Here is a 23,854-nt window from a genome sequence, read left to right on the forward strand (position 1 = left end):
GTGGGGTGCGAGCGCGTGGCGAGGGCTCAGTCGCCCCAGCGGACCTGGCTGGCGCCTTGCGCATGGCGCACGATGCCTTGCTCGATGGACAGGTGCCCTTCGACCAGCCAACGCACGGCTTGCGGGTAGATGACATGCTCTTGCTTGAGCACGCGGGCGGCCAGATCGGCTTCGGTGTCGCCCGACAGGACGGGCACCGCCGCCTGGGTCACGATGGGGCCGTGGTCCAGCTCGGGCGTCACAAAGTGAACCGTGGCACCGGCCAGTTTGCAACCGGCTTCGATCGCGCGCTGGTGGGTATGCAGGCCTGGGAAGGAGGGCAGCAAGGAAGGGTGGATGTTGAGCATCTTGCCCTCGAAATGGCGCACAAAGCCTTCCGTCAGGATGCGCATGAAGCCGGCCAGAACGACCACGTCCGGGGCATAGCCATCGATCACGCGGGCCAGTTCGGCATCAAAGGCCTCGCGGCTGTCGAAGGCCTTGTGATCGACGACGGCGGTGGCAATGCCATGGCTGGCAGCAAATTGCAGGCCGCTGGCCGATGCCTTGTTGCTGATCACGGCTGCGATGCGCGCAGGCCAGCCCTCGCGTTGGCAGGCGTTGACGATGGCCTCCATGTTGGAGCCGCGACCGGAGATCAGGATGACGATGTTCTTCATGACGAACGAGAGTGTAGCGGGGGCGCGTCCTACAATTCCGCACTTCTTTGCCTTGATTTTTGGCCCGTCATGACTCAACGCGTTCTCACCGGCATCACCACCACCGGCACCCCCCACCTTGGCAACTACGTCGGCGCCATCCGTCCGGCGATTGCCGCCAGCCGCGAGGCCGGGGTCGAGAGCTTTTTCTTCCTGGCCGATTACCACGCGCTGATCAAGTGCGATGACCCCGCACGCATTGCGCGCTCTCGTCTGGAGATCGCCGCGACCTGGCTGGCTGCTGGCCTGGACACCGATCGAGTCACCTTCTACGCGCAAAGCGACATTCCTGAGATCACCGAGCTGAATTGGTTGCTGACCTGTGTGACGGCCAAGGGGCAGATGAACCGCGCCCATGCCTACAAGGCGTCGGTGGATGCCAACGTGGCCAAGGACGAGGACCCGGACGCCAACATCAACATGGGTCTGTACTGCTATCCCATCCTGATGGCGGCCGACATCCTGATGTTCAACGCCCACCGCGTGCCCGTGGGCCGTGACCAGATCCAGCACATCGAGATGGCGCGCGACGTGGCGATGCGCTTCAACCACCTCTACGGCGGTGGCAAGGACCTGTTCGTGCTGCCCGAGGCGGAAATTGAAGAAGCGGTGGCCACCTTGCCCGGTCTGGACGGCCGCAAGATGAGCAAGAGCTACGACAACACCGTGCCTTTGTTCGAAGGGGGCCCGAAGGCGCTGAAGGACGCGATTGCGCGCATCGTGACCGACTCGAAGTTGCCCGGTGAGCCCAAAGACCCGGAGGGCGCACACCTGGTCACCATTTACGACGCCTTTGCCGACGCGGCCCAGCGCGAGGCTTTCCGTGCTGACTTGCGTGGCGGCCTGGCCTGGGGTGAGGCCAAGCAGCGTCTGGTCGACCTGATCGAAGCCCATGTTGGCCCGATGCGCGCGCGTTATGCCGATCTGGTGGCCCATCCGGATCAGATTGAAGCGGTGCTGCAGGCAGGCGCCGACAAGGCCCGCGTCCGTGCCACGCCCTTCCTCAAGGAACTGCGTCACGCCGTGGGTTTGCGCCGCATGGTGGCGTCGGGCGCGGTGCAAGCCAAGGTCGAGGTCAGCGAGAAGGTGGCCTTGCCCGTGTTCAAGCAGTATCGCGAGGCCGATGGCCAGTTCTACTTCAAGCTGACCACCGCCGCCGGCGACCTGCTCATGCAAAGCGGGGCTTTCGCCGAGGGGCGTGCAGCGGGCACCTGGGTCAAGCGCTTCAAGACGGAAGGCGCCGTGCCATTGGACGAGGCGCCCGTGAGCGTGGCCGAGGGCGTGAGCCGTGCCGATGTGGAAGCGGCCCTCAACGCGTTGCAAGCCCACGAGGCGCAAGAGGCTGCGGCCAAGGCCGCCAAAGCCTGATCTCGCTCATGGCAGGCATTCACCGCGTGGACATCGAGGCGGCGCTGCGCTGGTGGCAGTCACGCGCCATGCCGGTGGGCGAGGTGAGTGTGGAGGCTGCGGTGTCGGCTTTGCAGGAATTGCTGGCGCTGCTCGACGCGCATGCAGAGCAGGAGTGCGATGAGGCCTCCATGCCCGAGCGCTTTCGCTCGCCCTGGTTGGCCTGGTACGCACGCCAGCCCGACACGCCATGCATCGCCATCTGTTCGACCAGTCAGGGCGATGCCGTGTGCAAAGGCTGTGGGCGCACGTTTGCCGAGGTGCAATGCTGGCCTGAAATGACTCCCGCTGAAAAGCGCGCCACTTGGCGCCGCATTACCCTGGAGAACACGGCGTGGCGCTTCAACCGCTACGCCGAGCGCGCGGCCGAACGTCTGTCCGTCAAGTCTTGAACGGGGTGATGGGTTTCAGCGGTCCCTTGAAGGATTCGCTGGCCAGCTTGCCTGGCAGTGGGGAGAAGTCCACCCATTGCTCTGGCACGTCGTAGTCGGGCAGGTGATCCAGCAGGTGGCGAATCAGGGTCAGGCGCCCGACGCGCTGGTCATTGAAGTCCACCAAGGTCCACGGCGCATGCTTGGTGTGGGTGGCGTCCAGCATGGCATCCCGTGCTTTGCCGTAATCCTGATAGCGCTCGCGGGCTTCCAGATCAATGGGGGACAGCTTCCAGCGTTTGAAGGGGTCGTCTCGCCGTTCGGCAAAGCGTCGCTCTTGCTCGGTCTGATCGACCGTGAGCCAGTATTTGAAAAGCAAGACGCCATCGTCCACCAGCATCTTTTCGAAGATCGGAGCTTGCTTCAGAAAGCGCTCGTATTCGTCTTTCGAGCAAAAGCCCATGACTTTTTCAACGCCGGCCCGGTTGTACCAACTGCGGTCGAACAGGGCCACATGCCCGCCGCAGGGCAAGTGGCTGATGTAGCGCTGGAAGTACCACTGGGAGCTTTCACTCTCCGACGGCTTGCCGAGGGCCACGATCTGGATTTGTCGCGGGTTGAGGCTGTCAGCGATGGCGTTGATCACGCCGGTTTTGCCCGCCGTGTCACGCCCCTCAAACAAGATCACCAGGCGTTTGCCAGTGTGCTGCAGCCAGCGCGCCACGCGATTGAGTTCCAGTTGCAGGGGCTCTAGGTGTTCCTCGTAGTCTTTGCGACTCATGCGAGCACCATTCTTGTGCGTGTTGTCCTTGTTCTCACTGTGATGACCGTTGGTCATGGTGTCTCGAAGGTGTTGAAGTGACCTCCACGATATACCTGAGGATGCTTGTCTGCCAGAGGCCTCGATAGAATTGAGGGATGAACGCCCCGACTGACGACAACACCCCATCGAAACCCAGCAATTTCCTGCGCGGCATCATCGACCGCGATCTGGAGCAGGGCACTTATGCCAGCCGCCGCTGGGGCGGTACCCCGGGCGATGCTGCCCATCACGAAGCCGGTCAGCCTGACCCGGCCAAAATCCGCACCCGTTTTCCGCCCGAGCCCAACGGTTACCTGCACGTGGGGCATGCCAAGAGCATCTGCCTGAACTTCGGGCTGGCGCGCGATTACGGTGGCGTGTGCCACATGCGCTTCGACGATACCAACCCTGAGAAGGAAGAACAGGAATACGTCGACGCCATCCTGGATGCGGTCAAGTGGCTGGGCTTTGGTTGGCAATCCGATTTCAACGGCCAGCCGCAAGAACACCTGTACTACGCCAGCAATTACTTCGACTTCATGTACCGCGCAGCCGAGTACCTGATCGAAGCGGGCCTGGCTTACGTGGACGAGCAGACGCCTGAAGAGATGCGCGCCAACCGTGGCGACTTCTCGACACCAGGCAAGGACAGCCCGTTCCGTTCGCGCACCCCTGCCGAAAACCTGACCCGTTTCCGCGACATGCGTGACGGTCAACTGGCCGATGGTGCCGCTGTGTTGCGCGCGAAGATCGACATGGCTTCGCCCAACATCAACATGCGCGATCCGGCCATCTACCGCATCCGTCGTGCGACCCACCACAACACGGGCGACAAGTGGTGCATCTACCCGATGTACACCTTTGCGCACCCGATTGAAGACGCGCTGGAACAGATCACCCACTCCATCTGCACCCTGGAGTTCGAAGATCAGCGTCCGTTCTACGACTGGTTGTTGGCTCGTCTGGGCGAAGGCGGCCTGCTGAAGTCGCCCGCGCCGCATCAGTACGAATTTGCGCGCCTGAACCTCACCTACGTCATCACCAGCAAGCGCAAGCTCAAGCAACTGGTGGACGAAAAGGTGGTGGAAGGCTGGGATGACCCCCGCATGCCGACCATCGTGGGCTTGCGCCGTCGTGGCTACACCCCCGAGGCCCTCCAACTGTTCTGCGAGCGCATTGGCGTGACCAAGGCGGACAGCTGGATCGACTACAGCACGCTGGACATTGCGCTGCGTGACGATCTGGAAAACAAAGCGCACCGTGGCATGGTCGTGCTGGATCCGGTCAAGCTGACGCTGAGCAACTGGGACGAGGTCATGGGCGCGGGCCATCTGGAGCCTTGCTCGCTGCCTGCACTGCCGCATCCGCCAGAAGGGACCGAGCCGCCTGCGCCTCGCCAGTTCAAGCTGGGCAAGGAAGTGTGGATCGAGCGCGAGGACTTCGAAGAAGTGCCGCCCAAGGGCTACAAGCGCCTGTTCCCGGGTAACAAGGTTCGCCTGAAGGGCGGCTATGTCATCGAGTGCACGGGCTGCGTCAAGGATGCCGACGGCCGTGTGACCGAGGTGCTGGCCAACGTGGTGCCCGATACCAAGAGCGGCACGCCGGGCGCCGATTCGGTCAAGGTCAAGGCGGCCATCACCTGGGTGGGCGTGGCCGATGGTGTCGCCGCCGAGGTGCGCCTGTATGACCGCCTGTTCACCGATGCGCAACCCGATGCGGGCGGCAAGGACTTCCTGGCCAGCCTGAACCCGGACAGCAAGAAGGTGGTCACGGCTTATGTGGAGCCTTCGCTGGCGCAGGCTCAGCCTGACCAGAAGTTCCAGTTCGAGCGTTTTGGCTACTTTGTGGCCGACCGCAAGGATCATCAACCGGGCAAGCCTGTGTTCAACAAAGTGACCGGTTTGAAGGATGGCAACTGGGCGAAGTGATTCGTTACGGGTTTGTCCGTTCAGAAAAGGGGCTTCGTGCCCCTTTTTTCATGCCTGTGTGACGATGCTGGCGGCTGGGCACGGACGTCCCATGGCGCCAAGGCCGAGTGAATGGTGGTGTTACGCTTGCTCAACGTTTTTGACGCCAGCAGATGGGGTTTGCATGTCTGAGGTTGCGCTGTTCATCCATTCCACGGCCACCGGGCCTTTCATGTGGCGTCCGTTGTTGGCGGACTTGCCTGAGGGGGTGACACCTCTGACGCCTGTGAACCGTGGCTACGCGCCCGGCGATGCCTTGTCCGTCGGCCAGGCGTTTTCCGTGCAAGACGAAGTGGCGCATTTGAAGGCGCTCATCCCACCGGGGACGACGGGCCTGCATCTGGGTGGGCATTCGTATGGTGGCTTTGTGGCGCTGACACTGGCCAAGGAAGCGGGGCTGCCTGTGCGCTCGATGTGGCTGTACGAACCCGTGCTGTTTGGTGCCCTGAGAGCTGAGCCGGAGCGCATGAGTGCTGACGTGGCAGCGCACGTCGAGGCGCTGTATGGCGCAGCGAATTCCATGCTGGATGAACAGATTGGCGGCAGTGAGGCCTGGATCGAGCGCTTCATTGATTACTGGAATCAGCCCGGCATGTGGGCCAGCATGCCGGACAAGGCCAAGGCAATGACGCGTCCTCTGGGCTGGAAAATGTTCCGCGAGGTGTGCAGTGTGTCGACAGAGCCCCAGGCGTTTGAGCACTACCAACTGCCTGTTCCCTTGACCCTGGCGTATGGTGAGCACACGACGCCCGCCGCCAAGGCCATGGTCATGCGCCTGGCTGAGGTCAACCCCCATGCCACCGTTGACGAGGTGCCCGGAGTCGGGCACATGGGCGTGGTCGGTGCCCCAGGCGTGGTCTTGCCCAGCTTGACAGCACATTGGGCGCGTGTTCGAGCCTGATGGATGGGGCGGGCGGTAAGGGACAATCTCAGGCATGTCAGAGCAAGAATCTTTATCGGATGACGCTAGCCTGTCGGTGTTGACGCGGACGCGCCGCTGGGTGCTGGTGATCGCAGGATGCGTGTCGCTGCTGCTGGGCTTGATCGGTGCCGTCTTGCCTGGTTTGCCGACCACGCCATTCGTGCTGCTGGCGGCCGCTTGCTTTGCCAAGGCGTCGCCCCGTTTACACCGATGGTTGATTCAACACCGTTGGCTGGGGCCGATGGTGCGTGACTGGGAGGCGCATCACAGCTTGCCACTTCGCATCAAGTGGCTGGCTAGCAGCATGATGGCCCTCATGGTCAGCGTGTCCGCCTGGCAGTTGGCCAACAAGCCACTGGCGCAGATCGGCGTGATCGGAGCGGGCTTGGTCGGCTGTCTGGTGGTTTGGCGCATTCCGACCCGTCGGTGAGCTTGATGTAGGGCAGGGTACCCCTGCGGGTACGGCGCTAAGCTGGCAGCCAGTTTGATGGAGGTTGCCATGCCTGAGATGTATTTCTACGAGCCGGCCAAGGGGCACGGGTTGGCGCATGATCCGTTTCATGCCATTGTCGGTCCTCGCCCGATTGCCTGGATCGGTACGCAAGATGAACGCGGTGCACGCAATCTGGCGCCCTACAGTTTTTTCACCGCGCTCAATTTCAATCCGCCGATGATTGGCTTTTCCAGTCTGGGCTACAAGGACACCCTTCGCAACATTGATCAGACGCGTGAGTTCACCTGGAACCTCGTGTCTCGGGATCTGGCCGAGGCCATGAACCAAAGCAGCGCGATGGTGGGGCCCGAGGTCGATGAATTTGCATTGGCCGGTGTGACCCCCGCTGCATCCCGTACGATTGCAGCGCCACGTGTGGCAGAAAGCAAGGTCAGCTTCGAGTGCAAGCTGGCTCAAATCGTGCGATTGCACACCTCAGAGGGGCAGGCTGTGGATGCGTGGTGGGTGGTCGGCGAAGTCGTCGCCGTGCACATTGATCCGACCCTCGTCCAGAGCGGTTCGTTTGACACGGCGGCGGCAAACATTGTTTTGCGTGGTGGTGGTCCCGCCGACTATTTCAGTATTGGCGCCGAGCAGCTGTTCAAGATGGCACGTCCGGGTTGATGCTGCACTTGATCAGGGGGGACTAAGGGTCAACGTGACTGCTTAGCCATTGTGAGGGTGTGGACACTGGCAGTGACTGTCTTTTGTTCATGATGATCGAACTCAATTTCGTTGAAGGCTTTGCCATTGCTGCCGGCTTTGTTCAGGCGTTTGCAGCAGGGGTCTTCATCCGTTTCAGGCGAGCGCGCCCGCAATGGGGGCTGGGCTGGCTGGCGTTCACGTTTGGTGCTGCAGCGCTGATCAACTTGGCCGCGCCTGTACTGCCATATGGCAGCAGCACTTCGTTACTGTCCATCACGAAACTTGTGTCGATGGCGCTTGGCATCGGGGTGATGGGCGCATTGGTGGCGGGCATCCGCTTGTACACTGCGCATCCTCGTCCAGGACCGTGGCTGGTGTTTTCGCTGACAGTTCTGGCTTATGTGGTGGTGGTGTTGTGGGCCGCTGCAGCACCCCGTACGGCGGCCCTGCAGAGCAACCTGTTGACGGGGGTGCTGTTCGCATACTTGGGCGGGCTGAGCTGGCGTGCCTCGCGACGGGAGCCGGGTGCCGGGCATCTGGCGGTCGCCCTGATGCTGTTTCAGTACATCCCGATGGTGCTTGGGGGCTATTGGTTTGGCCTGGACCAGGTCACCTTGCGCTATTGGTCATCCATTCCGTTCGCACTGGCTGGGTTGGGCATCATGTCGGCGACCATGGGACGCTTGCACGTCGAGTTGCAGGACTTGAACGAGACCTTGGAAAACCGCGTGATGGATCGCACCAAGGAGCTCAACGACATCATCGCGTCACTGGAGTCGTTCAATGGCATGGTGTCGCATGATCTCAAGGGGCCCTTGGGCGGCATGGTGGGCTTGTCAAATGTGGCGCTGGCAGCCTTGGATGCCGGCGATACCGAGCGCGCAAGACGGCTGTTCACCGCGATCCGGCATGAGTCTGCGAATTTGGCCGAGTTGGTCTCGGACATGCTGGCCTTGGCGCGTGCGACGCATGCCGAGCCCGTGCGACAGGCTGTCCCCCTGGATGAGCTGGTGCAGGAGTCGCTCACCTTCCTGGAGGTGACGCATGGCGAGGGCTCAGGGCGATGCGTGTGTCACCACGATCTGCCCGAAGTGCACGCAGACCGTGTTTTGCTCCGACAGGTTCTCGTCAACTTGCTTGGCAACGCACTGAAGTTCTCAAGCCACGCGCAGCACCCCTGCGTGAAGGTGGCGTCTCAACAAGTGGGGCAGACTGTGCGCGTCAGTGTGCAAGACAACGGCATTGGCTTCGACCCCGAAAAATCCGCCTCGCTCTTTCAGCCGTTTCAGCGTTTGCACGGCGGGGCAGGCTACGAAGGGACAGGCCTGGGGTTGGCCATTGTTCGACGGATTGTCGAACGCCATGGTGGACAGGTCGGGGCCGACAGCCAACCTGGGCAAGGTGCAACCTTCTGGTTCACGTTACCTTGCTAGATGTGCGCTTGGCTCAAGCGGGATCGGCGGTGTAGTACGCGCCAGCCGGTGGCCTTGACAGCATGGGCAGGATCACGCTGAATTGCTCGGGCGGGATGACCTGCGCACCGCTTTTGTGTGCGGAGATGGAGGCCCATTGCTCCACGATCACGAATTCGTGAGGATCGTCCTTGCCGCGCAACAACTGGGCTGATTCGCAGCCTGGCGCACGACGAAGCGTGGGCATGACGCCCACCAGAAAGGCGTGCAGATCTTCGGCCAAATGAGGTTTGGCGTAGAACCGATTGATGCGAGTGACGTGCATGAGCAGGACCTGGGCTGGACAACAGCCCGGATCCTAGCAAACTTGCCGTTACAGGCCGGACGAAAGGCTGCCGATGGCGATACCGGCGCTCACGCCGTTCCTGATCAAGAGCCCGAGGTCCGCGGTGCTGAGTGTGCCGCCGTTGACCAGGTTGTTGACCACCGGGGCGGTGGTGGCCGCGACATTGATCAGCGTGACCACTTGCTTACCTTGTGATGGCAGGATGGGCTTGATGAGATTGGCCACCGAACTGACCTGTTGCAGGCCCGAGATGATGGTGGTGGCGCTGATGTTCAGGCCCGCTTGACCGCTGACCTCCGCCAGGGCCACATCGCTGATTTCCACCAAGGTCGACGAGGGCGTGGTGTGCGCCAGGGCAGCGAATGGGGCGACAGCCAGCAGGGTGGCGGCGATGAGTTTTTTCATTGTTGCATTCCTGAAAGTGTGAATAGGACGCGCCTGAATTCAGGCGCGTCACATGCTTTCACGTCAATCATTTAATGCGACTCGTGAAACCACTCGGTCAACGCAGGACCGGGAACATTTGGCGGCAGTTATTCGGCTGCCGGGGCAGTGGCCTTCTTGCTGCTCTTTTTGGCTGCCGGTGCACGCGTGCGGCGAGGGCGCGGGGGGGCCTTCGCCTCTGCTGATGGGGCAGCGTCACCCGTTGGGGTCACAGGTTCGGGCATGGCCTGGCTGACTTCCATGGCGGCTGCACTGACGGGGGCCGACTTTGGTTGTCGGTCACTGGCATTGCGACGGCGTGGGCGGGGTGTGTCTGCTGCCGTGGGGGCCGCCACGACGGTATTGTCGATGGGCAAGGCCTCGGGGGAGGGCGCGACGTCGGTCGAGGCCGTCGCTGGTTCGGTGGCCTCGGTGCGGCGCTCGTGGCGACCTCGACCCCGGCCCCGCTGTCCCCGACGTTCTCGACCTTCTGGTGCGGCGGGCGTGGTCGGACTGGCTTCCTGTGGCTCGACCTCGGTGCGGTTCATCTCCACCACGCGGTCCGACGGGGTGCTCGATTCGGCAGCAAGGCCACTGGGGGCGCCGACCGTTGACGGCGCGGGTGGGGTTGGGATGCCCGTGCCGCGGAACACATAGGCGCTGGACTTTTCGTCGCGACCAAATTCCAGCAGACCGCGTGCCTTGGCCTCTTCCAGCAGGTTGCCAAAGGTGCGGAAGCCGTAATAGTTTTCGTTGAAGCCCGGGTTGCGGCGCTTGATGGCTTCCTTGAGCACCGAGGCCCAGATCTTGCCGCCCTCGTCGCGGTCGGTGACCAGGGCTTCGTAGGTTTCGGCGGCCATTTCCACGGCCTTGGTGCGGCGTGCATCCAGCTCGGCCTTGCGTCGGGCTTCTTCTTCCGGCGTGCGGCGTGGCTGAGGCTGGTCGCGGTTGTCACGGCGCTGGCGCTGGCTGTCCCGCACCAGGTCGTCGTAGAAGATGAATTCGTCGCAGTTGGCAATCAACAGGTCCGAGGTGGACTGCTTGACGCCCACGCCAATCACGTACTTGGCGTTTTCGCGCAGCTTGGACACCAGGGGAGAAAAGTCCGAGTCACCCGAGATGATGACGAAGGTGTTGACGTGGCTCTTGGTGTAGCAGAGGTCCAGCGCATCCACCACCAGACGGATGTCGGCCGAGTTCTTGCCTGACTGGCGCACGTGCGGGATTTCGATCAGCTCGAAGTTGGCCTCGTGCATGGCCGCCTTGAAGCCCTTGTAGCGTTCCCAGTCGCAATAGGCCTTCTTGACGACGATGCTGCCCTTGAGCAGCAGGCGCTCCAGCACCTTCTTGATGTCGAACTTTTCGTAGTTGGCATCGCGCACGCCCAATGCGACGTTCTCGAAGTCGCAGAAGAGGGCCATGCTGATGTGATCTTGTGGCTGTGCCATGGGATTCTTTCTGTAGGGGGGCCGGTGTGGGCGCTCAGCGTGCGGGCAGCAGGCCGAGGTCCACGAGGTAATGACTGGGGCGCTGGCGGTCACACAGGAAGGTGAGTTGTTGCCGTGCCCGGGTCATGGCCACATAAAGCAGATTGCGATTGTCGGGGGTATTGCCACCAATGGCGAATTCTCCCCGGTTCATGCGCGGCAGGATGACGTGATCAAACTCCAGCCCCTTGGCCGCTTCGATGCTGGACAGGATGATGCAGTCCTTGTCGCGCATGTGCTGCTGGCGCATCTCCCGCTCGTTCATGGCGCGGAAGAAAGAGGGCACGTGGTCGTACGTGGCAGCCGAGGCGATCAGGCCTTGGATGTTGGCATCGACCTGCGCCACGTCGTCGGCGAGCACCATCACGCGTGCTGCCAGCTCGCGTGGGGCCAGGGCACGCACAAAGCGGTCCATCAGGATGTCGGTGGCCTCGGTGTGGGCCACGTTCAAAGCCGCTTCGATGTGGCGACGGGCGCCGCCGCGCGCATTGCGCAGCACCTGGTTGTCCATGAAGTAATGGATGAGTGCCGGTGACTGCACGACCTGCTCGATGGCTTCTTGCTCGGCTTTGAAGCGGTCTTCCTTCGAGTCGGCCTCGGTCTCGACGAACGAGGCCGCAAACATCAGCAGGGCTCGCAAGATGCCTGCACGGGTTTCCGGGCGTTCAACTTGGTCGAAGGTGTTGTGGGCGCAGGCAATGATGCCGCGCACCAGCAGCACTTCGGGACGCATCAGGTAGGTGTCAAAACCCTGTGTGCGGTAGTCCACCCCGTGGTCCAGCAAGTGGTTTTCCAGGGCCACCGATTGGTGAGGCTGGCGCAGCAGGATGGCCAGACTCGACCGTGACGCGCCATCGGACAGCCCCACCCGATCACGGATGGTCGACACGATGTGGCGGTGTGCTTCCTTGTCGTGCTCAAAGGCATGAACCTCCACGGCGGTGCGCAGCGGGCTGAGCGACTGGTAGGACTTGTGTGCCAGTTGCCCGACGGCCTGAGCCAGATCGGCGCCGAAGCGCCAGGACGCGGTCAGGGGCAGGCGTTCGACGGGGCCGATTGCCCGTTCGAAGGTGTCACCCATGAATTGGGCATCGGCACCCGCCAGCGCGTGAATCACCTGATCCCGGTCCCCCACGCCGATGAAGGCGGTTTGCGGGTTCTGGGCCAGCAGGTGGCGCAGCACGGTGAACATGGCCCGGTTGGTGTCGTGCATCTCGTCGAGCAGCACCAGATGCAGACCCATGGCCAAAGGCGGGGGCAGATCGACAAAGGCGTCTTCGTCCAGCAGCAGGCTGGCCAGGTCGTACGTGGCGTCGTGGGGCGCCCGAAACACCGGGTGATCGGGGTGGCCGCCCCGGCGCAGTTGCTCGTAGGCCCAGAAGGTGCGCAGGGTCAGGTAGTCGCGGCCCAGCTCGGCGGCCAGAGAAGGGGTCAGCACTTGATCGCCGGCCTCCATGGCCCACTGCAGGGTGCCTTTGAGGTGGGTGAAGCTGGCCAGCAGCCCTTCGACCATGGCCTCGCCGCTGCCTTCCACGGCGAATTCGTCGGGATGGCGTTCGTCGGCATTGCTCATCACCCGCTCGATGGCTTGCAGCACGTAGGGCTTGAGCTGCTCAGGGTGCGTGTAGTGCACCAGGTTGCCACCTTCGATGTGTTGCAGGCGGGCGCGACAGAAGTCGTCAAAGGTACGCACCTTCAGGCGGCGCCGCACGCTGGCAGCCACGCCAATGCGCGCCAAAGCCTGTTGCATGGCCGTGACCGCTGCCTCGGTATACGTCAGCACCAGCAAGCGGTCGGGATCGGCGCCTCGGGTGAGGGCTTGCGCGAGCCGCAGGGCCAGGGAGGTTGTTTTGGCCGCCCCGGCATTGGCTTCGACAATGACGCGCTTGTGCCGCCCCAGTTGGATGGCCAATTGTTCAGGGGTGGGGGTGATGCCCAAAGGCAAGAAAGTGGTCGCGCTCATCTCAACAGTCAGGCTTCCGGCCAGGATGGGCGGTTACCGAGGGTGATTGTGGACTTAATTTTTTGAACGACAAGCCGAAGTGTGTCTAACGCGCGGCAAAAAAGCAGTTCAACAAAGTGCTGCGCGGAAGGTCCTTGACAGACCTAGGGAGAGATTGTGATGTCCGCTTCCAGCGATGTGGCGCTCAAACCGGTCGTGGTGCCGTTTTTGACGATTGGGGGCAAGCTGATCTGCAATGCGGTCGTACCCCTCTTGATGTTTGTGGCGTTTGGCGTGTGGCTGAACCTGCAACTCGGTAGCATTGAAAAAGCTGCGCATGATGCCAGGGCGGTGGATGCAGAGTTTGCGCTGTTGGCCAAAGACATGCAGCGGGACATCGTCCAGGTGCAGCAGTTCTTGTCGGATGTGTCGGCAACCCGCGGGCAGGATGGGCTGGATGACGGATTTAAGGAGGCCGAGGCACATCGCGCGGCCTTCCTGGCCGGATTGAACCACTTTGCGCAGTGGTATCAGTCACGTCAGCAAAGCGATGGCTTGAACGAACTGCGCGATTTGCGCACCCGGTTTGATGCCTACTACGATGCCGGGGTGACCATGGCCAGGCGATACGTGGCGGAAGGGCCGGCGGGTGGGAACCAGTCGATGCCCGCTTTTGACAAGGCCAGTGAGGCGCTGCAAGACAGTGTGGATCGATTTGTTCAGGGCGAAGTGTTCAACATGGATGCCACCTTGGATCAAGTGGACAGCCGAACGGCATTGCTCAGATGGATGGCGATTGGTTTTTGCGTGTTGCTGGGCCTGGCACTGGTGACCTTCAACTGGATCATTTATCGCAGCGTGCTGCGGCCCATCCAGGTGGCCTCGGTTGTGGCGCAACGGATTGCCAAGGGCGATTTGCGGCATCAGTTCTTGCCCAAGACGCAAGATGAAATCGGCATCATGCTGAACGCACTGGGCCAGATGCAGGACGAGTTGCGGGATCTGGTCATCAAGGTTCGACACGGTGTGGAAGAGGTGGATGCGACGTCAGCGGGCATCGTGACGGCCAATGAAGACCTCAGCTCACGGACCGAGCAGCAAGCTGCCGCTTTGGAGCAGACAGCAGCCTCGATGCAGCAGTTGGGCTGCACCGTCCGACAAAACGCGGACAACGCTCATGTCGCCAATGAACGCGCACGAGAAGCCGCACAGGTGGCGCTGGAAGGCGGGAAAGTCGTGGGGCAGGTGGTGAGCACCATGCACGGTATTCGTCAGTCGTCCGGCAAGGTGCGGGACATCATTGGTGTCATCGACGGGATTGCCTTTCAGACCAATTTGCTGGCCCTCAATGCCGCGGTGGAAGCGGCCCGCGCTGGTGAGAACGGGCGCGGCTTTGCTGTGGTGGCCAATGAAGTCCGACAACTGGCGGGGCGCTCATTGGCGGCCGCCGGTGAGATTCGCACGCTCATTGCCAGCAGTCTGGAACAAGTGGGGCATGGCGCCGAGCTGGTCGGGATCGCTGGCGACACCATGTCGAAAGTGGTGCAGGCGGTGGAGCAGGTCACCGCGCTGGTCGACGGGATCAGCACAGCCAGTCACGAGCAGACCGCGGGGCTGACCCAGGTGGTCGAGGCGGTAGCCCACATTGACGTCACCACGCAAAAGAATGCGGGATTGGTGCAAGAGAATGCGTCAACGGCAGCACGCCTGCGTGCGCAAGCCAGTGAGTTGGTGGCGGCCATCAGCGTCTTCGAGCTGGATGACACGCCGCAGCTGACTCACACCTCGTCCTGATTGGACTTTTTCTTGCGCAGTGCCTTCTTGCGCTGACGCTCGGCTTCGAGGGCTTCGCCTTCCGCCCACCAGACCTCGAATTCTTCCGGGGTCTCCAGCGTGATGCGGCCCAACACGGCGCTGCGATAGTCGTTGAGCACGATCTCGGCGGCCTTCGTCAGGTTGACGCGGCCCCCGCTCATCACCGCGCCGCGTTTGCGGGCGATCAGCTCCAGCAGTTCGTCGTCGTGCTGGGTCGGGATTGTCGCCACATCGTCCAATTTGTAGCGGGCGGCCAGCAGGCCGGGGTAGGGGCCTTTGAGGCTGCGCAGCAGTTCCAGCGCCACTTCTTCTTCGTCGTACGCGTTGCGGCCCACAGCGCCACTGGCCGCCAGGTGGTAGCCGCTGCGCTCGACCGAAATCTTGGGCCACAGCATGCCGGGGGTGTCGAACAGGTAGAAATCGCTGGCCAGGTTGATGCGTTGCTCAATGCGCGTGATGCCGGCTTCATCCCCGGTTTTGGCAGCTTTTTTGCCCACGAGGGTGTTCATCAAGGTGGACTTGCCCACGTTGGGTACGCCGCATATCAGCACGCGCACGGGCTTGTCCATGCCGCCACGGTTGGGAACCAAGTCCCGGCAAGCCTGAATGAGGCGCTGGGCCGGGGCTTTGTCGCTGGCGTCGAGGGCGATGGCGCGGGTGCCTTCCTGGGCGTTGTACCAGTTCAGCCAAGCTTCGGTGCGTACCGGGTCGGCCAGGTCCTGCTTGTTGAGGATCTTCAGTTTGCGACGGGTGCCAGTCAGTTGCGCCAGCATGGGATTGGCGCTGGAGCCGGGCAGACGGGCGTCGAGCAACTCGATCACCACGTCGATTTCCTTCATGCGGTCGCTGATGGCTTTTTTGGTCACATTCATGTGACCGGGGAACCATTGAATGGCCATCGGTGAGGGCTTTCTCTCTCTAAACAGAACAGTTCAAGCGGCCATCAAGGTGGCCGCCGGGTGGGCAGGGGGCGTGGCGAGGTGCTCGCGCATCCAGGCTTCCATCACTCGCGAGTCATTGATCGTGCGCAGGGCCAGATAGGCGTCTTCCGCCTGAGGATAACGCCGTCTCAGGTAATGCAACCATTGTTTCATGCGGCCATGCCGGGCGCGTGGTTCGATGCGGGTCAGGATCAGCGACCAGAAGTGCCACAGCAGGGGTTGCAGGTCGACCCACTCGGGGGCCTGCTGGGCGGGGGCATGACCCTGGTCGATCAGGATGGCGAGCGCCAGCCCCGGGTCGGACACGATGCCACGCCCGAGCATCAGGTCGGTGCAGCCGGATTCGGCCATGCAGCGGCGGGCGTCTTCGACAGACCAGACCTCGCCATTGGCCACCACGGGGATGCTCACCACCTCGCGGATGTCGGCAATGCGATCCCAATAGGCCGGTGGGCGATAGCCGTGGGCTTTGGTGCGGGCATGCACGACCAGTTCGCTGGCGCCACCGGATGCAATCGCGTGGGCACAGTCTTCGGCTTGGGCATCGTCGTCAAAGCCTAGGCGCATCTTGGCCGACACCGGGATGTGCGCCGGCACAGCCTGCCGCACGGCGTGCACGATGCGGTGGATCAGCTCGGGCTCTTGCAGCAGGGCGGCGCCCCCGCCGTGGCGGTTCACCACCTTGGCCGGGCAGCCGAAATTGAGGTCAATGCCCGCCGGGTCCAAGGTGGCCAGCTTGGCCGCGTTGTCGGCCAGACAGGCTGGGTCCGACCCCAACAGCTGTGACCGCACGGGCACCCCCGCCGGCGTGCGGCTGCCGTGGTGCAACTCGGGCACGATGCGTTTGAATGCCCGCTCCGGGAGCACGGTGTCGGTGATTCGGATGAACTCGGACACGCAGTGTGAGATGCCTCCCACGCGTGTCAATACATCTCGTAATGCAAAATCCAGCAGCCCTTCCATGGGGGCGAGCAAGATGGCCATGTCGGTTTTGAAAGTTGATCAAGAAGGTGTGCGGTCTGCCACAAGGCGGGTCTTTCACCCGTGATGATTGAGCGCGACAATCGATGCCAGACTGCTTCAGTTGTCCAGACAACTGCCGATAGAGTCCTGACAGTTCCCTCTCTTTTGAACCATGACGACCGCCATTGACACCACGTGCACGGACGCTATTCTGCTGGAACTGGACCGAGCACGTAAAAGTGGGCCCCTGTCCCACATCATCATCCCGCCTTGCCCGGAGTTGCTGACTCGCCTCCAGAAGGTGATGGCTGATCCTGAGCCCGATCTGAATGAGGTGGCGCGCATCGCTGCCAGCGATGTGGCCATGTCGGCCACCTTGCTGCGCAGTGCGAACAGTCCTTTGTACGCAGCCGGCCAGCCTGTGCAGACCATTGGGCAGGCCATGAATCGCCTCGGCCTGGAGCAAACGGCCGCCGTGCTGACCGGCTTCCTGGCCGAGCAAGCCATTCCTGTGAGCAGTCAATTGCTCAAGCGTTTCTGGGAGCGTGCTGCCAAGCGTGCGGCGAGCATGGCCTTCATGGCCCGCAAGTTGCCCGGCATTTCAACCGACGTGGCGCATACGTTCGGATTGTTTTGCCACGTGGGCTTGGCGGTGATGGTGCAAAGCATACGCGGCTACACCTCCACCATGGTGGAGGCGAATGCCCGCATTGATCGCTCTTATGTCGCCACCGAAAACGTCAACCACAAAACGGATCATGCCGTCGTGGGTGGCTTGGTGGCCCGTGTGTGGCGACTGTCGCCCACGGTGGTGGCTGCCATTCGCTTGCACCACGATCTGGATGCGCTGGGCGAGAGCAGAATTTCGTCCGATGCCCATAACCTCATTGCGATGGGCTTGCTGGCTGAATTCATCGTGCGTCGTCACGAAGGCGTGGATCAGGACGCTGACTGGGACAAATACGGCGAAGCCGCGATGAACTGGCTGGATACACCCATGTCTGAGTTGCTGACATGGGAAGACGAGTTGCGCGAGATTCTCGACAACGTTTGATGGCGCGTCGACCTTCATTAGGAAGGTCGCCCCCCTCCGGTAAGATGCCAACGCGGGCAGCCAAGCTGTCCGCGTTTTTCATTGTTCGATGGATACAGAGATTGATACACCATGGCCGGCTCCAGCCTGTTGATACTGCTTGATGACATCACCTTGATGCTCGATGACGTGGCGGCCATGTCCAAAATCGCCGCACGCAAGACCGCAGGGGTGTTGGGCGACGACTTGGCGCTGAACGCTCAGCAGGTGTGCGGCATTCGTGCCGAGCGGGAGTTGCCTGTGGTGTGGGCAGTGGCCAAAGGGTCGGTGCTGAACAAGGTCATCCTGGTGCCGGCGGCGTTGGCCATCAGCGCTTTGGCTCCGGTGGCCGTGACACCGTTGCTGATGTTGGGGGGCGCCTATCTGTGCTTTGAAGGGGTCGAGAAACTCGCGCATCCTTTGCTGCACAGCCATGAAGAAGACGAGGCCCACCACGCAGAACTGACCCAAGCCTTGACCGATGAAGCGGTCGATCTGGTGGCGTTTGAGCAAGACAAGATCAAGGGTGCTGTGCGCACTGACTTCATCCTGTCTGCTGAGATCGTGGCCATCAGCCTGGGGACTGTGGCCGATGCCCCGTTCAGCCAGCAATTGCTGGTGGTGGGGGGCGTGGCCTTGTTGGTCACAGCGGGGGTCTATGGGCTGGTGGCCGCCATTGTCAAGATGGACGATGTGGGACTGTACCTGCAGCAGCGCGGCGGGAAGGTGTCCCAAGCCATTGGCGGGCTGTTGCTGGCCGCTGCGCCCAAGCTGATGAAAGTGTTGTCGGTGGTCGGGACGGCCGCGATGTTCCTGGTCGGGGGCGGCATTGTGTTGCATGGCCTGCCCGGCGCACATGCGCTGATGCACGCGGTGGAGCATGGGCTGGCGAGTGTGCCGGTGCTGGGCCCGGTGCTGTCGTCGGTGGCACCGTTGTTGGCCGAAGGCCTCGGCGGCGTGGTGGTGGGTGCGGTGACGCTGGCGGTCGTGACCATCGCGCAGCGCATGTGGGGGCGCTTGCGCGGAGGGTGACTCAGGCCGCTTGCAATGCGTCGTGCAGGGCCACCAACTCTTGTGTGAGCTTGTGGCGTGCATCCAGGTGGATCATCGGACGCGACTGCTGGTGTGATTCTTTGATCTTCACCGAGGCGCTCAAATAAGGTTGCAGCACAGGCAGACCTTCATCAATGAGCTCCTGCACCAAACGCTGAGGCAGGCTTGCGCGTGGCTGAAACTGGTTGACGACGATGCCCGAGATGGCCAGTTCGTCATTGTGATCCGCCTGAATTTCCTGTACGTTTTCCATCAAGGCGTACAAAGCGCGCCGTGAAAAGTCGTCACAGTCAAACGGGATCAGGCACCCCTGCGCGGCGATCAGTGCCGAGCGCGTGTAGAAGTTCAGGGCTGGCGGCGTGTCGATGTAAATGCGGTCGTAGGTTTCGGCCAGATCGCTGAGGGCATCGCGCAGCTTGTAGATTTTGTAGCGCGACTCCAGCTTGCCGTGCAGCTCTTCCAGGCTGGGGTGCGAGGGCATCAGATCCAGACCCTCCCAGGGCGTCTGGATGACGTAGTCCTCCGGGCCCTTGGGGCGTGCGCTGAATTTCAGAGTTTGGTCGAAAAACTCGGCGGCACTGACATCCGCGTCTTCTTGTGGGCCACCCAGCAGATAGTGCGTCGAATTGCCTTGTGGATCCAGGTCCACCACCAGTGTCTTCAGGCCTTGCGCGGCACTGATGGCGGCCAGATTGCAGGTGATGGTCGACTTGCCCACGCCACCCTTCTGATTGAACACAACGTAACGCATGACCGGCTTCCTCACAACGGACTGATGGTGTGCATTGTGCACTGCAGCAAGGCTATTCTGCGTCACGGGCCCTTGATCAGGTGTCAGCGTTGGCCGCCGCAGGCGCTGATCTGCGACGCAGAAGGCGCTTGGTTACGCCTTCCAGATCGTCCAGCATGGTGTAGACAGCAGGGATGACCACCAGACTCAGGATCGTGGAGGTGATCAACCCCCCAATCACGGTCACTGCCATGGGGCTGCGGAAGGTGGGGTCCGCGTTGCCCCATCCCAGCGCAATCGGCAGCATGCCGGCACCCATGGCCAGAGTGGTCATCACCACGGGACGGGCTCGCTTGTGTCCTGCATCGATGAGTGCGTCAAAGCGATTCATGGGGGCTGTTGTGGGCAATCCATCGGGCCCAGGGTGTCCTCGCCGTGCCTCGATGGCGTACTCCACCAGCAGGATCGAATTTTTGGTGGCAATGCCCATCAGCATGATCAAGCCGATGAGCGACGACAGCGAGAAGCTCTTGCCTGCAATCAACAGCGCCACAAATGCACCACCCAGAGACAGTGGCAAGGCCGCCAGGATGGTGAACGGCTGAATGAAGTCCTTGAACAGCAAGACCAGCACCACATAGATGGCCAGAATGCCCGTGAGCATCGCCATGCCGAATCCCATGAACAACTCTTCCATCATCTCCTCGTCACCTTGCGTGATTTGACGGACGCCGGGAGGAAGGCTTTGGATGGAGGGCATTTTGGCGACCGCCTCGGTCAGTTCACCCAAAGGCGTCCCCGACAGTTCGACTTCGATGCTGACGCTGCGCGAGCGATTGAGTCGGTCCAGTCGAGCAGGCCCACCGCCTTGGTCCACCGAGACCACCTGACTGAGCATCACAGGGCCCTTGGTGCCAGGCACGGCCAACCGACCCAGCTGACCAAGGTCCTTGCGGATGTCATCCTTGAGCGTGACCACGATGGGAAGCTGACGCTGCTCCAGGTTCAGCTTGGAGACCAGTTGGTCGTAATCGCCCACGGTGGCCACGCGCAGCGTGTCAGCAATGGCTTTGCCGGTGACACCGAGGTCGGCGGCTTTGGCAAAGTCTGTGCGCAGCACGACTTCATTGCGGATCAGGCTCGCGGTGGACGCGATGTTGCCCAAGCCAGGAATCTTGCGCAGGTCTTTGAGGACCGCATCGGAGGATTCGATGAGAGCTTGCGGATCGTCACCAGTGAGGACCAGCTGGTACTTCTCCCCTGAGCCACCCAAGCCGACCTTGCTGCGAACCCCGACCAGATCGGCCATGGCCGTGCGGATGTCGGCTTCGACGATTTGCTTGGTAGGGCGCTCGGAGCGCGGATCCATCAGGATCGTCAGCGTGGCCATGCGGACGTCACTGCCTGTGCCGGCCACCATGGGGTCGCTGCCCGCGGCCCCTCCACCGATCGTCGTGTAGATGCTGCGAATGTGTGACACATGCTGCAGGCGTTGACGGGCCTCCTCAGCCGACTGGCGTGTGGCTTCAATGGTGGAGCCGGGAGGTAACTCGAGAAACACCTGCGTTTGGGAGTTGTCGTCCGGGGGGATGAAACCTTGCGGCAGCAAGGGAATCAGCATCAGTGAACCCACAAAAAACGCACCGGCCATGCCGAGTGTGAGCCATCGATGATGCAAGGCCCATCGGCTGACGCGCAAATAAGCGGGCATCCAGAATGGATCCCGATGCGGGTGTTTGTTGGGCTTCATGATGTACGCCGCCATCATGGGGGTCAACAGGCGAGCCACCATCAGGGAGGCAAACACCGACAGGGCAGCCGTCCATCCGAACTGTTTGAAGAACTTGCCGGCGATGCCATCCATGAAGGCCGTGGGCAGGAAGACGGCAATCAGTGTGAAGGTCGTGGCGATCACAGCCAGACCGATTTCCGATGCGGCCTCGATCGCGGCCTGCATGGGTGACTTGCCCATGTGCAGGTGACGCTCGATGTTTTCCACTTCCACAATGGCATCGTCCACCAGCACCCCGATCACCAGGGACAGGGCCAGCAAGGTGATCATGTTCAGAGAAAAGCCCATCAGGTTCATGCCCACGAATGCAGGCAGGATGGACAGAGGCAGGGCCACGGCAGAGACCAACGTGGCGCGGCCATTGCGCAAGAACATCCACACCACGATGACCGCGAGGATCGCGCCCTCGTAGAGCATGTGCATCGACGCTTCAAATTCTTCCTCCGCGGTCTGCACGAAGTTGAAAGCTTCCGTGATCTCCAGATCCGCTCGTTCGCTCTTGAGTTGATCCAAAGCGAGTTCAATGCCACGACCGACGTCCACTTCACCCGCGCCTTTGCTGCGCGCAATCTCGAAGCCCACGACGGGTTGGCCATTCAGCATGGCGAGCGAGGTGCGATCAGCAATCGTGTCTTGCAGGCTGGCGACATCGCGCAGCTTGAAGTGCTGGCCATTGGCCAAGGACAGATCAATGTCGGCCAGTTCCTCTACATTGCGAGCGCGGGCCATCAAGCGCACGGGCTGCTGCCCCTGACCCAGGTCTGCACGTCCCCCCGTGGCATCGGTCTGAATGTCACGAAGTTGGTTGGACACGTCGGCGGCTGTCGCGCCGATGGCCTCCAGCTTGACGGGGTCCAGTTGCACCTTGATCTGGCGCGTGACGCCACCCACGCGCGTCACCGAGCCCACACCTTTGACGCCCATCAGGCGGCGGGACAAGGTGTTGTCCACGTACCAGGACAGCTCTGCTTCATCCATCTTGGCCGATTGAATGGCGTAGGCCAGGATGGGGGTGCCGGTCACATTCAGCTTGCTGATGATGGGGTCACGCAGATCGCCTGGCAGGTCGGCACGCACGCCTTGTACGGCTGAGCGCACATCGTCCACGGCTTCTTGCACGGGCTTTTCCAGCCGGAATTCGGCTGTGATGTTGACCACGCCATCCTGCACGGTGGTGCGCATGGTCTTGAGACCTTGCACGGGGGCGATGGCGTTCTCCAGCTTGCGTGCGACCTCGGATTCCAGTTGCGGTGGGGCGGCGCCCGGCAACGCGGCCGAGACCGTCACGGTCGGGAAGTCCATGTCCGGCAGGTTTTGCACCTTCATGGCATGGAAGGCAGCCAGACCGGCCAGGCTCAACATGAGAAAGAGCATGACCGCCGGGATGGGGTTTTTGATCGACCAGGTCGAGAGGTTCATGGTGTGCGCCTTACTTGGTGGGGCGAGCTGGCGCCGATGAAGCCAATCGCACGGTGTCACCATCGCTCAGGAAGGCGCCACCACTGGCCACCAACTTGTCCTGTGCGGTGATCCCCGACAGGATTTCCTGGCGTGTGCCCACCAATCGACCGATGCGCACTTTCTTTTGTGTCACCTTCAGGCCATCTGACACCGCAAATACCAGATGGAAGCCATCGCGCGCCACCACGGCGCTTTGTGGCACGAACAAGCCCGCTTGTGAGCCGATCGTGAGATCGCCTCGCACGTAAGAGCCCGGCCGCAGGGGCGTTGCGCCTTTTTCCTCCGGGGACTGAATGTCCACATAGGCCAGCCCGCGGCGAGACACGGGGTCGACGGTTGGAGCCGTCATGCGCACACGTCCCAGCCAGGCGACGCCGGAGGGGGCCATGATGCGCACCGTCTGCCCCGCGTGGATGTCTTCCAGCTCTGCTGCGCTGAATTCGCCTCGCCATTCCAGGCGTCCTTGTCGAATCAGACGGAACATCTCGGTGCCAGGGTTCAGCACTGAGCCAATGGTGGCCTGACGGGCCGAGATGATGCCGTCATCGGGTGCCTTGACGGTGGTTTGACTCAAGCGAAGTTGCTGCATGGACAACTGCGCTTGTGTGGATGTCAGTTTGGCCAGAGCAGCCTGCTCGCGTGTCAACAGTTGTTGAATCTGCTGCTCGCTGAGCGATCCTGAACCCTGAAGGTTGCGAGCCCGAGTGGCGTCAGCCTTGGCTTCGTCGGCATTGGCGCGCGCTTCCAGCACGGCGGCTTCAGCCAAGCGCAGATCGCTCAGGACCGTGTCGCGGGCGAACGTGGCCAACACTTGGCCCTTGCGAACGCGATCGCCGACTTGTGCATGCAATTCGGCCACGCGCAGCCCGCTGACTTCCGCCCCAATGACGGCCTCTTGCCACGCCGCGATGGTGCCGTTGGCTTGCAAGGACCTGGGCTGGGCTTCCGTGCTGGGCGATACCAACGTGACCGTCAGAGCTGGCTTGGCCACGGCTTTGCTGGCCGCTTGGGCGGTCTGCGCACTGGAGGGTGTCACCAGTAGGCAGGACAAAGCGAGGGCGGCCCACTGAAAGGACGAACCGACAGGTTTGGTGAACAGAGAAGTCTGCATG

The 23,854-nt window shown here is 62.0% G+C and carries 21 protein-coding genes; 10 read left to right on the forward strand and 11 right to left on the reverse strand.

Going from position 1 to position 23,854, the window contains the following annotated elements; translation table 11 throughout:
* Positions 1-26 precede the first annotated feature (26 nt).
* Complete coding sequence (gene purN, locus ACOYNB_RS04570; protein ID WP_422837943.1) at positions 27-659, reverse strand: phosphoribosylglycinamide formyltransferase; 633 nt, start codon at positions 657-659, stop codon at positions 27-29.
* A gap of 69 nt (positions 660-728) precedes the next feature.
* Between purN and ACOYNB_RS04575 the strand changes: the two genes are divergently transcribed.
* Together ACOYNB_RS04575 and ACOYNB_RS04580 are read left to right on the forward strand one after the other, a co-directional pair.
* On the forward strand, positions 729-2,066 hold the full coding sequence (locus ACOYNB_RS04575) for a tryptophan--tRNA ligase (protein ID WP_422837944.1): 1,338 nt from the start codon (positions 729-731) through the stop codon (positions 2,064-2,066).
* Between the two features lie 8 nt (positions 2,067-2,074).
* On the forward strand, positions 2,075-2,497 hold the full coding sequence (locus ACOYNB_RS04580; protein WP_422837945.1) for a DUF1289 domain-containing protein: 423 nt from the start codon (positions 2,075-2,077) through the stop codon (positions 2,495-2,497).
* Here ACOYNB_RS04580 and ppk2 read toward each other — a convergent pair.
* Positions 2,487-3,314 carry a polyphosphate kinase 2 gene (ppk2, locus tag ACOYNB_RS04585; protein ID WP_422837946.1) on the reverse strand — a complete coding sequence of 276 codons (828 nt, stop codon included), beginning with the start codon at positions 3,312-3,314 and terminating at the stop codon, positions 2,487-2,489. The genes ACOYNB_RS04580 and ppk2 overlap by 11 nt on opposite strands.
* An 80-nt stretch (positions 3,315-3,394) precedes the next feature.
* Here ppk2 and ACOYNB_RS04590 point away from each other — a divergent pair, with 80 nt between their 5' ends.
* From ACOYNB_RS04590 to ACOYNB_RS04610, 5 genes are all read left to right on the forward strand, one after another.
* A complete protein-coding gene (locus ACOYNB_RS04590; protein ID WP_422837947.1) occupies positions 3,395-5,206 on the forward strand; it encodes a glutamine--tRNA ligase/YqeY domain fusion protein in 1,812 nt (603 codons plus the stop codon).
* 163 nt (positions 5,207-5,369) lie between these two features.
* Complete coding sequence (locus ACOYNB_RS04595) at positions 5,370-6,146, forward strand: alpha/beta fold hydrolase (RefSeq protein ID WP_422837949.1); 777 nt, start codon at positions 5,370-5,372, stop codon at positions 6,144-6,146.
* Positions 6,147-6,180: 34 nt separating this feature from the next.
* Entirely contained in the window at positions 6,181-6,597 is a 417-nt protein-coding gene (locus ACOYNB_RS04600; protein ID WP_422837950.1) for a YbaN family protein, read from the forward strand.
* A 69-nt stretch (positions 6,598-6,666) separates the two neighbouring features.
* Positions 6,667-7,284, forward strand: coding sequence for a flavin reductase family protein (locus ACOYNB_RS04605; protein ID WP_422837951.1), 618 nt, complete (start codon positions 6,667-6,669; stop codon positions 7,282-7,284).
* A 92-nt stretch (positions 7,285-7,376) separates the two neighbouring features.
* Entirely contained in the window at positions 7,377-8,738 is a 1,362-nt protein-coding gene (locus ACOYNB_RS04610; RefSeq protein ID WP_422837952.1) for a sensor histidine kinase, read from the forward strand.
* Positions 8,739-8,751: 13 nt separating this feature from the next.
* On the opposite strand, the gene ACOYNB_RS04615 is transcribed toward ACOYNB_RS04610, so the two are convergent.
* The 4 genes from ACOYNB_RS04615 to ACOYNB_RS04630 form a co-directional block, all read right to left on the reverse strand.
* Positions 8,752-9,042 (reverse strand): putative quinol monooxygenase, encoded by a 291-nt coding sequence (locus ACOYNB_RS04615; protein ID WP_422837953.1) that lies wholly within the window; start codon positions 9,040-9,042, stop codon positions 8,752-8,754.
* Between the two features lie 48 nt (positions 9,043-9,090).
* Entirely contained in the window at positions 9,091-9,468 is a 378-nt protein-coding gene (locus tag ACOYNB_RS04620; protein WP_422837954.1) for a hypothetical protein, read from the reverse strand.
* Positions 9,469-9,596: 128 nt separating this feature from the next.
* Complete coding sequence (locus tag ACOYNB_RS04625; protein WP_422837955.1) at positions 9,597-10,934, reverse strand: NYN domain-containing protein; 1,338 nt, start codon at positions 10,932-10,934, stop codon at positions 9,597-9,599.
* A gap of 34 nt (positions 10,935-10,968) precedes the next feature.
* Positions 10,969-12,936, reverse strand: coding sequence for a 3'-5' exonuclease (locus ACOYNB_RS04630; protein ID WP_422837956.1), 1,968 nt, complete (start codon positions 12,934-12,936; stop codon positions 10,969-10,971).
* A 159-nt stretch (positions 12,937-13,095) separates the two neighbouring features.
* Between ACOYNB_RS04630 and ACOYNB_RS04635 the strand changes: the two genes are divergently transcribed.
* Positions 13,096-14,709 carry a methyl-accepting chemotaxis protein gene (locus ACOYNB_RS04635; RefSeq protein WP_422837957.1) on the forward strand — a complete coding sequence of 538 codons (1,614 nt, stop codon included), beginning with the start codon at positions 13,096-13,098 and terminating at the stop codon, positions 14,707-14,709.
* Here the strand turns inward: ACOYNB_RS04635 and ylqF are convergent.
* Both ylqF and ACOYNB_RS04645 read right to left on the reverse strand, forming a co-directional pair.
* On the reverse strand, positions 14,694-15,629 hold the full coding sequence (ylqF, locus tag ACOYNB_RS04640; RefSeq protein ID WP_422837958.1) for a ribosome biogenesis GTPase YlqF: 936 nt from the start codon (positions 15,627-15,629) through the stop codon (positions 14,694-14,696). The genes ACOYNB_RS04635 and ylqF overlap by 16 nt on opposite strands.
* Positions 15,630-15,662: 33 nt before the next feature.
* The gene (locus ACOYNB_RS04645) at positions 15,663-16,655 is read right to left on the reverse strand and encodes a tRNA-dihydrouridine synthase (protein WP_422837959.1); all 993 of its coding nucleotides are present in this window, start codon (positions 16,653-16,655) and stop codon (positions 15,663-15,665) included.
* A gap of 151 nt (positions 16,656-16,806) precedes the next feature.
* On the opposite strand from ACOYNB_RS04645, the gene ACOYNB_RS04650 reads away from it, so the two are divergent.
* Both ACOYNB_RS04650 and ACOYNB_RS04655 read left to right on the forward strand, forming a co-directional pair.
* Positions 16,807-17,688, forward strand: a complete 882-nt coding sequence (locus tag ACOYNB_RS04650) for an HDOD domain-containing protein (protein WP_422837960.1) — start codon at positions 16,807-16,809, stop codon at positions 17,686-17,688.
* 111 nt (positions 17,689-17,799) lie between these two features.
* The gene (locus ACOYNB_RS04655; protein WP_422837962.1) at positions 17,800-18,738 is read left to right on the forward strand and encodes a DUF808 domain-containing protein; all 939 of its coding nucleotides are present in this window, start codon (positions 17,800-17,802) and stop codon (positions 18,736-18,738) included.
* Position 18,739: 1 nt separating this feature from the next.
* Here ACOYNB_RS04655 and ACOYNB_RS04660 read toward each other — a convergent pair whose 3' ends face one another.
* The 3 genes from ACOYNB_RS04660 to ACOYNB_RS04670 all read right to left on the reverse strand — a co-directional run bounded on the left by ACOYNB_RS04660 (position 18,740) and on the right by ACOYNB_RS04670 (position 23,853).
* Positions 18,740-19,510: a ParA family protein gene (locus ACOYNB_RS04660; protein ID WP_422837963.1), complete on the reverse strand. Its 771-nt coding sequence runs from the start codon at positions 19,508-19,510 to the stop codon at positions 18,740-18,742.
* 76 nt (positions 19,511-19,586) lie between these two features.
* Positions 19,587-22,700, reverse strand: coding sequence for an efflux RND transporter permease subunit (locus tag ACOYNB_RS04665; RefSeq protein ID WP_422837964.1), 3,114 nt, complete (start codon positions 22,698-22,700; stop codon positions 19,587-19,589).
* A gap of 10 nt (positions 22,701-22,710) precedes the next feature.
* The gene (locus ACOYNB_RS04670) at positions 22,711-23,853 is read right to left on the reverse strand and encodes an efflux RND transporter periplasmic adaptor subunit (RefSeq protein ID WP_422837965.1); all 1,143 of its coding nucleotides are present in this window, start codon (positions 23,851-23,853) and stop codon (positions 22,711-22,713) included.
* Between the last annotated feature and the right edge of the window lies 1 nt (position 23,854).

Source organism: Aquabacterium sp. (assembly GCF_049317225.1).
Classification (GTDB): domain Bacteria; phylum Pseudomonadota; class Gammaproteobacteria; order Burkholderiales; family Burkholderiaceae_C; genus Aquabacterium.

Excerpts from the sequence above, each read along its gene's own strand:
- ppk2 (WP_422837946.1), bottom strand. The coding sequence starts at position 3,314 with ATGACCAACGGTCATCACAGTGAGAACAAGGACAACACGCACAAGAAT.
- ACOYNB_RS04600 (WP_422837950.1), top strand. The coding sequence starts at position 6,181 with ATGTCAGAGCAAGAATCTTTATCGGATGACGCTAGCCTGTCGGTGTTG.
- ACOYNB_RS04660 (WP_422837963.1), bottom strand. The coding sequence starts at position 19,510 with ATGCGTTACGTTGTGTTCAATCAGAAGGGTGGCGTGGGCAAGTCGACC.
- ACOYNB_RS04625 (WP_422837955.1), bottom strand. The coding sequence starts at position 10,934 with ATGGCACAGCCACAAGATCACATCAGCATGGCCCTCTTCTGCGACTTC.
- ACOYNB_RS04590 (WP_422837947.1), top strand. The coding sequence starts at position 3,395 with ATGAACGCCCCGACTGACGACAACACCCCATCGAAACCCAGCAATTTC.
- purN (WP_422837943.1), bottom strand. The coding sequence starts at position 659 with ATGAAGAACATCGTCATCCTGATCTCCGGTCGCGGCTCCAACATGGAG.
- ACOYNB_RS04650 (WP_422837960.1), top strand. The coding sequence starts at position 16,807 with ATGACGACCGCCATTGACACCACGTGCACGGACGCTATTCTGCTGGAA.
- ACOYNB_RS04580 (WP_422837945.1), top strand. The coding sequence starts at position 2,075 with ATGGCAGGCATTCACCGCGTGGACATCGAGGCGGCGCTGCGCTGGTGG.
- ACOYNB_RS04635 (WP_422837957.1), top strand. The coding sequence starts at position 13,096 with ATGTCCGCTTCCAGCGATGTGGCGCTCAAACCGGTCGTGGTGCCGTTT.
- ACOYNB_RS04630 (WP_422837956.1), bottom strand. The coding sequence starts at position 12,936 with ATGAGCGCGACCACTTTCTTGCCTTTGGGCATCACCCCCACCCCTGAA.
- ACOYNB_RS04575 (WP_422837944.1), top strand. The coding sequence starts at position 729 with ATGACTCAACGCGTTCTCACCGGCATCACCACCACCGGCACCCCCCAC.
- ACOYNB_RS04610 (WP_422837952.1), top strand. The coding sequence starts at position 7,377 with ATGATCGAACTCAATTTCGTTGAAGGCTTTGCCATTGCTGCCGGCTTT.
- ACOYNB_RS04605 (WP_422837951.1), top strand. The coding sequence starts at position 6,667 with ATGCCTGAGATGTATTTCTACGAGCCGGCCAAGGGGCACGGGTTGGCG.
- ACOYNB_RS04645 (WP_422837959.1), bottom strand. The coding sequence starts at position 16,655 with ATGGCCATCTTGCTCGCCCCCATGGAAGGGCTGCTGGATTTTGCATTA.
- ACOYNB_RS04615 (WP_422837953.1), bottom strand. The coding sequence starts at position 9,042 with ATGCACGTCACTCGCATCAATCGGTTCTACGCCAAACCTCATTTGGCC.
- ACOYNB_RS04620 (WP_422837954.1), bottom strand. The coding sequence starts at position 9,468 with ATGAAAAAACTCATCGCCGCCACCCTGCTGGCTGTCGCCCCATTCGCT.
- ACOYNB_RS04670 (WP_422837965.1), bottom strand. The coding sequence starts at position 23,853 with ATGCAGACTTCTCTGTTCACCAAACCTGTCGGTTCGTCCTTTCAGTGG.
- ACOYNB_RS04655 (WP_422837962.1), top strand. The coding sequence starts at position 17,800 with ATGGCCGGCTCCAGCCTGTTGATACTGCTTGATGACATCACCTTGATG.
- ACOYNB_RS04665 (WP_422837964.1), bottom strand. The coding sequence starts at position 22,700 with ATGAACCTCTCGACCTGGTCGATCAAAAACCCCATCCCGGCGGTCATG.
- ylqF (WP_422837958.1), bottom strand. The coding sequence starts at position 15,629 with ATGGCCATTCAATGGTTCCCCGGTCACATGAATGTGACCAAAAAAGCC.
- ACOYNB_RS04595 (WP_422837949.1), top strand. The coding sequence starts at position 5,370 with ATGTCTGAGGTTGCGCTGTTCATCCATTCCACGGCCACCGGGCCTTTC.